Here is a 12457-nt window from a genome sequence, read left to right on the forward strand (position 1 = left end):
TTTTTCAACTAATGTGTTTGCGCTCATTATGCGATCGCTTCCCATTCATCCCAGGTAACTTGAAACTCTTTATAGACTTGTTCCATCGCTAACTCCTCTGTTTCAAAGTAACCTTCTTCGGAAGATCCCCGCTCCTGCGATATTTGGAAGAGATAGAAACCAGAGTCAGTTGTGTATTGCACAATTCTAATTTCTTGAGGTGGAGATAGCTCTATTTTTTCCCCATTTACATAGCGATACCGACGCACGACTCTGGTAGATGTATGCTGCGAACTTAGAAACACACGATGCTTTAAGATGGGCAATCGTTGTTTGAATAATTCGAGTAGCTCAAAAAAAACATCTAGAGCTTTGGCTTCGTCTCCAAATTCTTGCAAAATAATGTTATTCCATCCTGCTGTTGATGATTCCCAATTGTAATATCTAGCAATCCAATCATGAAATTGTCCAAATGGAGGAATTTCTTCTAGAATAGCAACATTATTTGTTTGTCTAGCAAAATAGTACCCGGAAATAAATGCCTTTAATAAGGTAATAGACTTCTTTCCCAAGTACATACCAGGTCTAGGTTTTATTCTTTCCAAAAGCTCATAGATAGGCATTTTTGAAGGGATATAAAGGTACCAGACAGTATCTTGCTTTACCTAGAAACAGGACAGAATTTTTAATTCAACCGTTTTCAAGAGTCGATGCAGGAAATGTATAACATTACGGCACGGATAGGATAATATAATTAGCTTCTATTCTGCGGCTGCAAGAGATGCCTCGGATAACTTTTTGGTGCTGTTTGAAGAATTTTAGAATCTGTAATGGCTTCACTTATCCAGTTTTAATCAGAAAAAAGTCTAAATTAAATTCATGATTTTCCCACAAAATTACCTCTGTAGCTGATTAAATATGGATAAAAAAGAGGCAAAAGACTTTATCTTTGCCTCCAAATAAATTATCTATTTCTTGCGGAGGACGCTAAGTATAATTCCCTTTGCGTATCTTGGCGAGCCTTTGAGTTTCTAATTACTCAAACCTGTCGATGATGCCACCGCCGAGTACAATGTCTCCATCGTACAAAACCGCAGCTTGTCCAGGGGTAATCCCGAACTGAGGTTCATCGAAGACAAGCTTGATTCGCGAATCTTCCAGAGGAATTACGGTGACTGGCACTGCCTTTGAACGATAGCGGACTTGCACTTCGGCGCGGATGGGACTGGTGGGTTCTGGGATAGAAACCCAGTTTAACCGCGCTGCGGTGCATTCAGGCTTGTGAGTGCTAGCGCGATCGCCTACAATCACTCGATTCCGTACCGCATCCAACGCCACCACATACAGCGGTTCCGCCGCCGCAACACCAATTCCCTTCCGCTGTCCAATGGTGTAGTGATGGATACCCGTATGCTGACCTAACACCTTCCCGGACTGGTCAACAATGTCACCCGTTTGCTGAGAAATGTACTTGTCTAGAAACGTCTGCATGGAACCGTGGGATTCAACCAAACACAAATCCATACTTTCCGGCTTATCAGCGGTTTTTAAGCCGAATTCTGCGGCGATACGCCGAGTTTCTGTCTTGTGTAGTTCTCCCAACGGAAACATCGATCCCGCTAGCATTTCTTGGCTCAAATCGTACAAAAAGTACGACTGATCCTTAGATAAATCTACAGCCCGACGCAGCTGATAACGTCCCGTTTCTGCGTCATACCCGATCCGCGCATAATGACCCGTGGCAATTTTATCAATCCCCAACTCTTCAGAGGCATAGCGCAGCATCGGGCCAAATTTCACGGCCTTATTGCACTGAGAACAAGGCAACGGAGTAATCCCCGATTCGTATCCCGCAACTAGGTAATCGACAATATTTTCCTGAAAAACATCCCGGCTATCAACAATGTGATGGGGAATGCTCAACTGTTCGCAAAGAGAAGCCGCATCGACCATTCCCTCAGAACAGCATTGACCTTTACCCTTCATTAGCCAGAGGGTAAGACCAACAACTTCATATCCTTGATGATGGAGGGTGGCAGCTGCGACGGAACTATCAACTCCACCGGAGAGGCCGACGACGACTTTATTCATAGAACGAAAAAGTGAATTACTGAATTATCAGTTTTTTCTTTTCTAGACTAACACTTTGATAATCGTCATTCGTCTAGAGTGATTAGTCCTTTGTCTGTAGGCGTTATCAAGTTAGAACGTTCCAACCTGACAATATTCCAACGTTTTAATCACTAATGATGAAGGACTGATGACTAATTATGCTAGATTGACTACAAATTTTGTCCGCACAATTCCTGGAAGATCGCCGAGGAGAGCTGATTTTAAATGAGGAGCAATCAGCAGCGTTTACTCACTCATGGCAACAGAGAAAGAAAAACCTGTTGGCTGTTGTCCCTTGCCTCCTGCTTGTTCTGGGGTGGATATTTGCTCATTCCACACCCAATTCCAGCAGCAGCCAGACCTCTCCCTACACCACCTGATGTGCTTCCTGGCTTACCTACATCACCAAATACTCCGCCAGCGTTTCCTCAAGATACTTTGCCCTCGATTTCACCGAATCCTTCGGGCAGGCGAGAGATTGAATTTCAGGCACCACCACCAATTACACCTAGCAGAAGGACACCCAGCAGAAGTAGAGATGAGAATTCTCCCCCGGTGCGTCGGAATTCTCGTCTCTTTGGGGTTTTTATTAATGGGGATAGCCCGCTGTTGTTAGCCCAAGTCCGAAAAATAGAACCCGAAGCTTTTGTGCGGTACGGCGGGGGTGTAATCCAAGCTGGAGTATTTGCTGATGAAGTTAAAGCCCAGCAGCGGATTCGGGATCTGGAAGAATGGGGCATTCGGGCAAAAATCAGTGCTTATTCTGAGGAGAATTTTAATGCTGATGCAGAGAATTTCGATTCTCGTCCAGTCACCCGTAGGGATGAAGTGGAGGAAGTTACCTATTTCGTTGTGATTCCAGGGAGTCAGGAGTATTTACCTAACATTGCTGCCCACATGATCCGGCTGGGGTTCTCCGAAGATGCGGTGTTTCAAAGAGAGGTACCACGCGGACCCCACGTTGCGGTCGGCCCTTTTGAGGATCAGTCACAAGCAGAACGCTGGAGTCGGTTTCTTCGCTCTAATGGTATGGATGCGCGGGTGGTTTATTTTGGTCAATAGCGTGCCCCTGCTGTAGGGGCGGGGAGACTTTGCCCATGCTCATGCTGAGTAAGATAAAACTTAGAACTCACAGGAATCAGCACTGAAATTGGCACAGATGCAACAAAGGCAGGAAAAGATTCAGCAAATGGTGGTGACTGCCCAGCAGATGCGCGAGATTGAAGGGCGTATCTTTGCTGCTGGAATGCCGGTGGCGGCTTTGATGGAAAAGGTGGGGGGACTGATTGCTAGTCGAGTTCAAGCGCTTTATCCTTGTTTGCCCCCCTTATTCCCCTCGTCAACGGGGGGAGGTAAGAAGGGACTGCGTGTAGGCGTTTTGGTGGGACCGGGTCACAATGGGGGCGATGGGTTGGTGGTCGCCCGTGAGTTGCATTTTCAGGGTTATGAAGTTGTTATCTATCGTCCAATTGCCAAGCTGAAAGAATTAACTTTGCAACACGCCCAGTATGCTGAGAGTTTGGGCATTCCCTGTGTTGAGGAGATTGAGCCGCTACAAGAATGCGATCTCATTATTGATGGTTTGTTTGGGTTTGGGTTGGAAAGAGCGATCGCAGAACCGATATTTTCTGCGATTCATCAACTTAATCAGTGGTCTAAGCCAGTCATTAGTATCGATTTGCCTTCCGGTTTGCACACCGATACTGGGGAAGTTCTGGGAACGGCGGTTCGTGCAACTTACACGTTTTGCTTGGGCTTGTGGAAATTAGCATTTCTGCAAGATCGAGCCTTGGAATCTGTTGGAAAAGCCGAACTGATTGATTTTGGTATCCCGGTGGCGGATATCTCGGCGGTACTAGGTGAGACGCCCAACATTCAGCGGGTGACACCAGCAGTTGCGATCGCGCATCTTCCGATTCCTCGCGCCGCCGTGACTCACAAGTATAAACAAGGACATCTGCTGTTAATTTGCGGTTCTCGCAAGTATGCTGGAGGCGCGATTTTAACGGGACTGGGAGCGAGAGCCAGTGGCGTCGGGATGCTCTCAATTGCGGTGCCAGAATCGCTGAAACCTTTGCTGGTGGCTCAATTACCGGAAGCGCTGATTATCGGTTGTCCGGAGACAGAGACAGGTGCGATCGCATCTTTGCCTGAAGAAATTGATTTGAGTTCCTATAATGCGATCGCTTGTGGTCCCGGTTTGACAAAAGATGCCACGTCAGTCGTCGAAAAAGTATTAGAAAGCGATTTGCCGATTGTTTTAGATGCTGATGGCTTGAATATCCTCGCCCAATTAAACCCGATACCGACTCTCTCTAAACGACAAGCACCTACTGTTCTCACCCCTCATACAGGTGAGTTTAAGCGTTTGTTTCCAGATGCACCCGATACCACGAAAGATCGGGTAAGTGCAGTTCGGGAAGCAGCCCAGCAAAGTGGGGCAGTGGTACTCCTGAAGGGGGCAAGGACTGCGATCTGCCATCCTGGTGGCTCAGTATGGATTGTTCCCGAAAGCACTCCCGCTTTAGCCCGTGGCGGTAGTGGAGATGTGCTAACGGGGCTAATGGGTGGATTGGTCGCAACGGCATCTCAGCAAGAGTTACCCATCGCAGAGATGGTGCAAAGTGCGGCTTGGTGGCACGCTCAAGCCGGAATTTTGGCAGCCGAGGAGCGGACTGAGTTAGGAGTTGATGCGTATACTTTGACTCAGTATTTGATGGCAGTTGTGCATAGAGCTTACGGCACTGCGATCGCCACGGCGTTCTAGTATTCTTGGCAACAGAAGGAAACAGCGCGAAATTTAGCCGTATCGCAGCGGTATTGCTTTTAGCAAATGGCTTCTTGTCACTGCAATTCTTCTCTGTTATCAGCCGAATTTAGTTGAAAATATTGTCGGATGGTTGTGGGAAATGATGATGGAAGATTAGAGAAATCGCCGTTGTTTTTTATGAAGCGCTTGGAAGGCGATCGCTTTCTCCTTACTCTTCTCCTAACGTCAGCAAACCTGCTTTTCTATCTACTACTAACCGCCGATTTTCTAGCCAGGGTAAACCCAGTAAAACCTCGGTAATTTCTTCACCCCCTAAAACGGGAATAGTAAACTCTTTACCCTCCATAACAACAGTTCCTCGATAAAGATTAAACGTTGCTTCTCCCCTTGCTGTCTGCATTTGCTCTTTCTTGACAAATGACCATCCCAAACTCTCTACATCTTGGATATCCATTACCAACCAGTCAGTGAATCCGGTGTCTAGCAACGCATTCACTGTAACTAATGAACCATCATCCGCGATTAAGTCAATCTCAAAAAATAGCTCGCCCTTCTCGCCAAAATAGCCTTGGATCATATTCTGCCGCAAGTCCCGGTTTCATTCAGGCGCATTGCCATCAGCACTGCTGTAGGGTGCTTCTGCTTGGCTTTTTGGAAACTGACTTCTTCATCGGGGTCAATGAAATAGTCTCCGCTTTCTGGCTCAATATGTATGAACCAGTCGTAATGCTCCGCGACTAATTCCGGGTAAACTTGGTTAAAAATTTCCCGACATCGCTTACCATATGCTTCATCCTCAGCTTTGCGTTTTGCTATCTCTTCTGGAGAAAGCGGGGGGCGATCGGGAAAAATTCGGCTGCCACGCGGTACTCGTCTGTGGGTTTTCTGGGTCATGATTACCGTTCCGTAGTCGTGTAACTATTTAATAGTATATCTTTATGTAGGTGTGGCGATTTAATGGGCGCGATCGCTTAATTTCAATTATTTAAAATCGACAAGATTATGGAAGCGATCGCATTTTAAAATAACTGAAACGGATTAGTAATAAAAAAGTGATTATTCTCGTCATGGGCGTATCTGGTAGCGGCAAATCTACCGTCGCCCAGCTACTCTCACAAGAACTAAACTGGGGCTTCAGCGACGCCGACTGCTTCCACTCAACCGCTAATATTGAAAAGATGAGCCGAGGCATTCCCCTGACCGATGCCGACCGAATGCCGTGGCTGCAAGCAATGCAACACGCCATCGACCAATGGCTACAGGAAGGCAAGAATCGGGTACTAGCGTGTTCTGCCTTAAAAGAATCCTATCGTCAGATGCTGTGGCGAGATCCACAACAGATGCGCCTCGTTTATCTCAAAGGGAGTTTCGAGGCGATCGCGCAGCGGTTGGAAGCGCGTCAAAGCCACTTTATGACCAAAACACTCCTGCAAAGCCAGTTTGACACCCTTGAGGAACCACAGAATGCCCTCTGGGTGGACGTTTCCGAGCCGCTGGACGTAATTGTGCAGCAGATTCGCAGGCGTCTAGAAATCTAAAGCGAGCGATCGCATATCATTTCAAATCCACTGTCTCGCCACAGGCAATCCTAAAATCTCAAACCCACACCACCCTGGACTGAAACAGCAGTACCACCGCCATCGCGGTAGGCATCAAAAGCAATAATCGCATTGCCAAAAAGAACAGCATTGCTGTTGGGAACGACGTAATCAATCCCCGGTTGAATCGCAAAACTGGTTTTATCCCCTACCGGCGAAGGCGTCCGATTCCCACTGCCAAAAGCAACGCCTGCACCCACATAGACATCTGTTTGCCAGTTAAGGGGGATATCATAGGAAATCGTTGGCACAACCGCTGGACTCGCCCCAATTAGCGCTTGTGCCCTTAAGGAAAGGGGAGCTTGCAGGAGTTTGTAGCGTACAGCAACCACCCCACCGATTTGGCGACCTTCTCCAAAATCATTATCATTAATCCCCACCGTAGCACCAACACCCACATAGCTGCCGTATGCTGCTTGAGCCGATGCTGGCTGACAAAAAGCAAACCCTATCTTACCGGAAGCCGAATCGGTTACGGGAAGCAAAAAGTAAAACGCAAAAAATAAAAAGTAAAAAAGGCTTTTTTTTACCTTTTTCCTGTCACCTTCTAAGGCGACTCCTTCTTGCAGAAATAAATCCTTGAAACGCTCCATTTCCCCACTCCTCAGCGCCCATGAAGCAAAATGCTCCATGTTTGTGTCGATTGTATTCTAATTTATCCTGAATTTCCTCAGTACCAAATTATTCATAGCCAGAGATAAAAAACACCGCCCCAAGCTTTCTCGGAACGGTGTTTATTCTTTTGAAACGTTAGCGTTACAAACGATGACTCTGTTTCACATCTACTTGGTCGGCATCGGTGGCATAATCACCTTGTCAATCGCATGAATGATGCCATTAGTGGCTTCGATGTTAGCCTGAGAGACATTGGCGTTGCCCACCATCACGCCATCGTTTCCAACCTTAACGGTGACTGGGCTGCCTTCAACTGTCGTCACTTCTCCAGATTTCAACTGGGAAGAACTCACTTTGCCGGGAATGACGTGGTAGGTCAAAATCTGAACCAGCATCGCTTTATTTTCTGGTTGCAGTAACTTTTCGACAGTGCCTTCGGGTAAAGCTGCAAATGCTGCATCAGTCGGTGCAAAAACCGTGAATGGTCCTTGTTGTTCGAGGGTTTCGGTCAAACCTGCGGCTTCCAAAGCAGCAGTCAGAATTTTGAATGAACCATTTTGGGCAGCAAGCGCAACCAAATTGCTACTTGAGGGCATCGTCCCTTGTGTAGCAGCCGGGTCAGGACCTTCGCCGGGGGCTGGCATCATCCCTTCTGTGGCAGGGGGCTGAGTGCTGTTGCTGGGGGATTGCATCATCCCTTCTGTAGCAGGGGGCTGAGTGCTGTTGCTGGGGGATTGCATCATCCGGTCGGTAGAAGACGGCTTCGGCTGAGCGCCTTGGCTAGGGATAGCGGTAGGGGATGGTACAGTTCTTGGGGTTGACTGAGCGCTGCGATCGCGATTGTAGGGCGGCTTGCTGAAAACGTCTGATTGAAGAATTTCAGGGTTGGGATTCACCTGGGCACCAGCTGGCAGACCCATAAGGGTACTAGCACCGATAACTCCCATCAGGCTAGCCAGTTGTTTAATCAAACTGTTGCGTTTTTGATTGGTCATTGCTAAGGGTTTCCCTAAAAACTTAGACTTAGTTAAGTTCACATTTTGTTACATATGTTTACCTCTGCCTAAAGTGTGAGTTCCTCTGCCAACCGATCGGGAAACCGGGACAACACAGGGGGATTGAACAATCTAAGTAGCTAAATAGGCGAAAAGGCGCGACTTATTTCTTATTAAGAATGTCAGCGTTAGCTTTCTTCGTGGCGGCTTGTTAAGAGCTAGGGGTTGCAAGGCGGCTGGTATGCTCTTGAGACTAAAAGGAGAATTTTGTTGCGATCGCGCCTACGTTTACCCACGCTCATCTAGGCAGAAACTATTTCTATTTCGTAGCGATTCCGGCTTTTCTCCCTCCTGCCTACTTTCTGTTGGAGGGAGTAAAAAGTTCGCGTGTCTGACTAAATAGAGCTTTGTTCTCCGCTTTGCTGAGGCTAGCACCGCCCTCTCCACTGGGCGAGTTGAGTCATGATTGCCGTTTCTGGCTTCAACCGCCCTCAGTCAGGCAAAATTTATTGCAATCCAGTTAATTAACTGGAAATACTACTTCTTTATATATAAACAAACTTAAGCAATAGCTTCATTATCTATGCCTTTTGATTATACCCTCTGATAGAGGTGGACAATTAAGCCAGCTTGTTATTCTAATAACAACAAAAAGATAACAACATCAACAAAAAACATTAATAAGAACGGAGCAAAAAAATGGGAATTATTGCTTGGATTGTTTTAGGTCTGATTGCGGGTGCGATTGCTAAAGCCATTTATCCCGGTCATCAAGGCGGCGGTATTCTCGCCACAATGGTATTAGGTATTTTAGGTGCCCTGGTTGGTGGTTATTTAGGACAAGTTTTACTGGGGTCATCGGGAGGCGCAGCCTACGGAGCGTTGACAGTACCGAGTATTGCTTTTGCTGTTCTAGGTGCAATGGTTCTGCTATTCCTGTGGGGCTTGTTAACTCGCCAGAGAGCTTAATTAAGGGTTCCCTTTTATTACCATCTAGCATTTAGAAAGAACCCCAGCTTAGCCTGGGGTATTTTTATTGGGTCTATTTTGTGTTACAGCCGTCGTTATTTGGCTGCATTTAATAGAGCCGATTCGCTCATTTTTTATTAAAAAAATAAAGCCATTTGAACTCAACTTTTAATTTGGCAAAGTTGTAATTTTTCAAGCTGTATTTTTTATAAGCAGAAATAAGTAATTTAATAAGTACATCTGCCCAAAAACAATAATTTTTGCTTTTAGTTCCACCGATGCAAATAATAACAATAGTAGGCTAAAAGCGTTAGATTAACAGTGTTACTTAAAAATAGAAGGAGATAAAAAATGCTGGAGTTGTACCAATTTGAGCTATCCCACTACTCCGAAAAAGTGCGACTGCTGCTGGATTATAAAGGTCTGCCCTACCGCAAAATTGAGGTAACACCAGGAGTGGGACAGGTAGAATTGTTCCGGATGTCTGGTCAACGACAGGTACCTGTCCTGAAGGATGGCAACACAGTAATTGCTGATTCGACAGCGATCGCTAAGTACCTCGACAAGGAATATCCCGACCGACCCCTGATCCCAGTTGACCCGAAACAAAAGGGACTGTGCTTACTGATCGAAGCCTGGGCAGATGAATCTATTGGTTCCAAAAGTCGTAAGGTGTTGTTTGGGGCACTCAGCCAAAATCAGAACTTCCGCACCTCGATTTTACCCAGCAATACGCCAGATGCTCTCAAGACTCTTGTGGGGGCACTGCCTGGTGAAGTGCTGAATCTCCTGGGTCTTGGCGTCGGATACGGCCCCGATGCCGTACAATCGGCGACAGAGGATCTTCAGCAAGACCTAGAGAGCCTATCCCTGCTACTATTGGAAAGCCCTTACTTAGTCGGCGACTATCCAACCTTGGCAGATTTTGCCGTCGCTGGGCTGAGTATGCTGATTAAATTTCCCTCTGGCCCCTATCTTGACCTTCCCGAAACCCTTAGAGGCAAAGGAATCCCTGGTTTGGCTGACCGTAGCGCTTACGAGACATTTTTCAACTGGCGCGATCGCCTTTATGCCGATTATCGCAAACCCCTAAGTGCCAACACAACCGCCGGAGCCACAGGCTCAACGCCAACATCAATTGAGATAGATTAGGAAATCCATTTTAGATTTTAGATTTTGGATTGGTTGAAAAATCCAAAATCTAAGATTGAGCGAATAGTTAGGCTCCGAGAATTAGGGTAAACTTTGGATGCCTAAGTGTTCTGAAGCAACACTAAAAAGACTCCAGAAGCGATTATGGAAATGCCATTAGGGTCGGTAATTCAAGGCTCCCTCAGTCAGGGACTAGAAGTAAGACTGCATCCCGATATTTCTGTAGAGGATATGCGGGTTGGCAAATTTCTGGTAGTCAAAGGTGCCCGTTCAGACTTCTTCTGTATGCTCACAGACGTTTCGCTGGGCACCTCCAGTCAGCGAATTGTTGCCAATCCTCCCAGTCCAGAGGACACTTTTTTGCAAGCGGTTCTAGCAGGGAGTGGCACCTATGGCACCATCAATCTGACGCCGATGTTAATGCTGACACGAGAAGCAACAAAGTCAGTAGGCGCTTATGTGGTGGGTGCCGAAAATCCTAACTCCAACGGCAAATCCAACGGTGCAACTCTGGGATCGTTTCAACTACAAAGCAGTGCTGATACTGAGATGGAGTTGATGCCCGTTAAGACAATTCCCAGTCATTTCAGCCAGGTTTATGATGCGACGGAACGCGATTTCCGCGCCGTCTTCGGTTGGGAAGATGACCCCACTCGGTGCAACTTCGCCATCGGTCAACCTTTGGATATGGATGTGCCCGTATGTCTGGATTTACACCGATTCGTGGAACGCAGCAACGGCGTTTTCGGGAAATCTGGCACCGGCAAATCCTTTCTCACCCGCTTACTCTTATCTGGCATCATCCGCAGGCAGGCAGCGGTCAATTTAATTTTTGATATGCACTCGGAATATGGCTGGGAAGCTGTCCGCGAAGGCAAACACTTCAGCACTGTCAAAGGCTTGCGGCAGCTATTCCCAGGACAGGTGCAAATTTACACCCTTGACCCCCAATCTACCAAGCGGCGCGGGGTGCGTGACTCTCAGGAACTGTACCTCAGCTACGACCAAATCGAAGTCCAAGACATCATGCTGGTGCGGAATGAGTTAGGTCTTTCCGAAGCAGCTTTGGACAATGCCAATATTCTGCACGCCGAGTTTGGCAACTCCTGGATTGTCCAACTGTTGAATATGACCAACGAGGAAATCCAGCTGTTCTGCGAGGAGAAGAAGGGTCATAAGGGTTCAATTATGGCGTTGCAGCGCAAGCTGATGCGCCTGGAAAATCTCAAATATCTGCGAACTGCCTGTCCCCACAACTACGTTAATCAAATTTTGCAATGCCTCGATGCAGGTCAGCACGTGGTGATTGAGTTTGGTTCTCAGTCAGATATGCTCTCCTATATGCTGGTGACAAATATGATCACCCGCCGCATTCACAAAGCTTATGTAAGCAAGTCTGAATTGTTTTTGCAGACCAAGAACCCGATCGATCGTCCTCAGCAGCTAGTCATTACGATAGAAGAAGCCCACCGCTTCCTTGACTCCGCCATCGTGCAAAGTACCATTTTTGGTACGATTGCCCGCGAGATGCGAAAATACTTTGTCACCCTTCTGGTGGTAGATCAGCGTCCCTCTGGAATTGATAATGAGGTGATGTCCCAGATTGGCACCCGCATCACTGCTTTGCTAAACGATGACAAAGACATCGACGCCATTTTTACTGGCGTCTCTGGCGGCATGAGTCTGCGTTCCGTTCTAGCAAAATTGGATTCCAAGCAACAAGCTTTAATTTTGGGTCACGCGGTTCCAATGCCTGTGGTGGTGCGGACTCGCCCTTACGATGAAACGTTCTACAGAGAAATTGGCGATACTTGCTGGGAAGAGATGCCAGACGATGAAGTGTTCGCTGCGGCTGAAGCCGCTAAAGCTGATATTGGTTTTTGATCGTGGTTTTTAATCCGTAGTCAATAGTCATTGGACTATTGACTACGGACTTCTAGGCAAAAATAGTTCGGTTATCCCACAACGACTAGAGTACCCGTTGAAGGGTTTTCCGTGGATGATTATATATATAGGACACAGATAGGACGCTTTTAGCTAATGATTTTCCGGGTGGTACTCAAGGGTTAACGGGAATTTGCCAGAGCAGCAAGTTTAACCCAATCGGATGAACCTTTCAACCTGGAGCGTCGTCTATCATTAGTGATACGATAGAAATGTAAAACAAACTCATACCGACTTTGACTTTTTAGCCTTTATTACCTATCAGGAGTGGCTAAATGGGGGTCGATACCAGCTCTTTAAGGCATCCCCCAGCCGAAAGGTTT

The 12457-nt window shown here is 46.9% G+C and carries 12 protein-coding genes; 6 read left to right on the forward strand and 6 right to left on the reverse strand.

Annotation, left to right across the window (positions count from 1 at the left end; genetic code table 11):
* Positions 1–26 precede the first annotated feature (26 nt).
* Together H6F50_RS10610 and mnmA are read right to left on the reverse strand one after the other, a co-directional pair.
* Positions 27–557 carry a hypothetical protein gene (locus tag H6F50_RS10610; protein WP_190428670.1) on the reverse strand — a complete coding sequence of 177 codons (531 nt, stop codon included), beginning with the start codon at positions 555–557 and terminating at the stop codon, positions 27–29.
* Positions 558–1014: 457 nt separating this feature from the next.
* Positions 1015–2070, reverse strand: a complete 1056-nt coding sequence (gene mnmA, locus H6F50_RS10615) for a tRNA 2-thiouridine(34) synthase MnmA (protein WP_190428671.1) — start codon at positions 2068–2070, stop codon at positions 1015–1017.
* A gap of 246 nt (positions 2071–2316) precedes the next feature.
* On the opposite strand from mnmA, the gene H6F50_RS10620 reads away from it, so the two are divergent.
* Entirely contained in the window at positions 2317–3153 is an 837-nt protein-coding gene (locus H6F50_RS10620; RefSeq protein WP_190428672.1) for a hypothetical protein, read from the forward strand.
* Positions 3154–3250: 97 nt separating this feature from the next.
* On the forward strand, positions 3251–4858 hold the full coding sequence (locus H6F50_RS10625; RefSeq protein WP_190428673.1) for an NAD(P)H-hydrate dehydratase: 1608 nt from the start codon (positions 3251–3253) through the stop codon (positions 4856–4858).
* Between the two features lie 211 nt (positions 4859–5069).
* Here the strand turns inward: H6F50_RS10625 and H6F50_RS10630 are convergent, their stop codons facing one another.
* The gene (locus H6F50_RS10630; protein WP_190412966.1) at positions 5070–5438 is read right to left on the reverse strand and encodes an aspartyl protease; all 369 of its coding nucleotides are present in this window, start codon (positions 5436–5438) and stop codon (positions 5070–5072) included.
* Entirely contained in the window at positions 5435–5755 is a 321-nt protein-coding gene (locus H6F50_RS10635; RefSeq protein ID WP_190428674.1) for a hypothetical protein, read from the reverse strand. Before H6F50_RS10635 ends, H6F50_RS10630 begins: the two co-directional genes overlap by 4 nt.
* Before the next feature lie 158 nt (positions 5756–5913).
* On the opposite strand from H6F50_RS10635, the gene H6F50_RS10640 reads away from it, so the two are divergent.
* Complete coding sequence (locus H6F50_RS10640; RefSeq protein ID WP_190428675.1) at positions 5914–6399, forward strand: gluconokinase, GntK/IdnK-type; 486 nt, start codon at positions 5914–5916, stop codon at positions 6397–6399.
* A gap of 50 nt (positions 6400–6449) precedes the next feature.
* On the opposite strand, the gene H6F50_RS10645 is transcribed toward H6F50_RS10640, so the two are convergent.
* Together H6F50_RS10645 and H6F50_RS10650 are read right to left on the reverse strand one after the other, a co-directional pair.
* Positions 6450–7052, reverse strand: coding sequence for a hypothetical protein (locus H6F50_RS10645; protein ID WP_242028977.1), 603 nt, complete (start codon positions 7050–7052; stop codon positions 6450–6452).
* 189 nt (positions 7053–7241) lie between these two features.
* Positions 7242–8069, reverse strand: coding sequence for a fasciclin domain-containing protein (locus tag H6F50_RS10650; RefSeq protein WP_190428676.1), 828 nt, complete (start codon positions 8067–8069; stop codon positions 7242–7244).
* A 699-nt stretch (positions 8070–8768) separates the two neighbouring features.
* Between H6F50_RS10650 and H6F50_RS10655 the strand changes: the two genes are divergently transcribed.
* From H6F50_RS10655 to H6F50_RS10665, 3 genes are all read left to right on the forward strand, one after another.
* A complete protein-coding gene (locus H6F50_RS10655; protein WP_190412970.1) occupies positions 8769–9038 on the forward strand; it encodes a GlsB/YeaQ/YmgE family stress response membrane protein in 270 nt (89 codons plus the stop codon).
* Between the two features lie 351 nt (positions 9039–9389).
* The gene (locus tag H6F50_RS10660) at positions 9390–10190 is read left to right on the forward strand and encodes a glutathione S-transferase family protein (protein ID WP_190428677.1); all 801 of its coding nucleotides are present in this window, start codon (positions 9390–9392) and stop codon (positions 10188–10190) included.
* A 144-nt stretch (positions 10191–10334) separates the two neighbouring features.
* A complete protein-coding gene (locus H6F50_RS10665) occupies positions 10335–12074 on the forward strand; it encodes an ATP-binding protein (RefSeq protein WP_190412972.1) in 1740 nt (579 codons plus the stop codon).
* The last annotated feature ends 383 nt before the right edge of the window (positions 12075–12457 follow it).

Origin of the sequence: Coleofasciculus sp. FACHB-712, assembly GCF_014695635.1 — a bacterium.
Taxonomy (GTDB): domain Bacteria; phylum Cyanobacteriota; class Cyanobacteriia; order Cyanobacteriales; family FACHB-T130; genus FACHB-T130.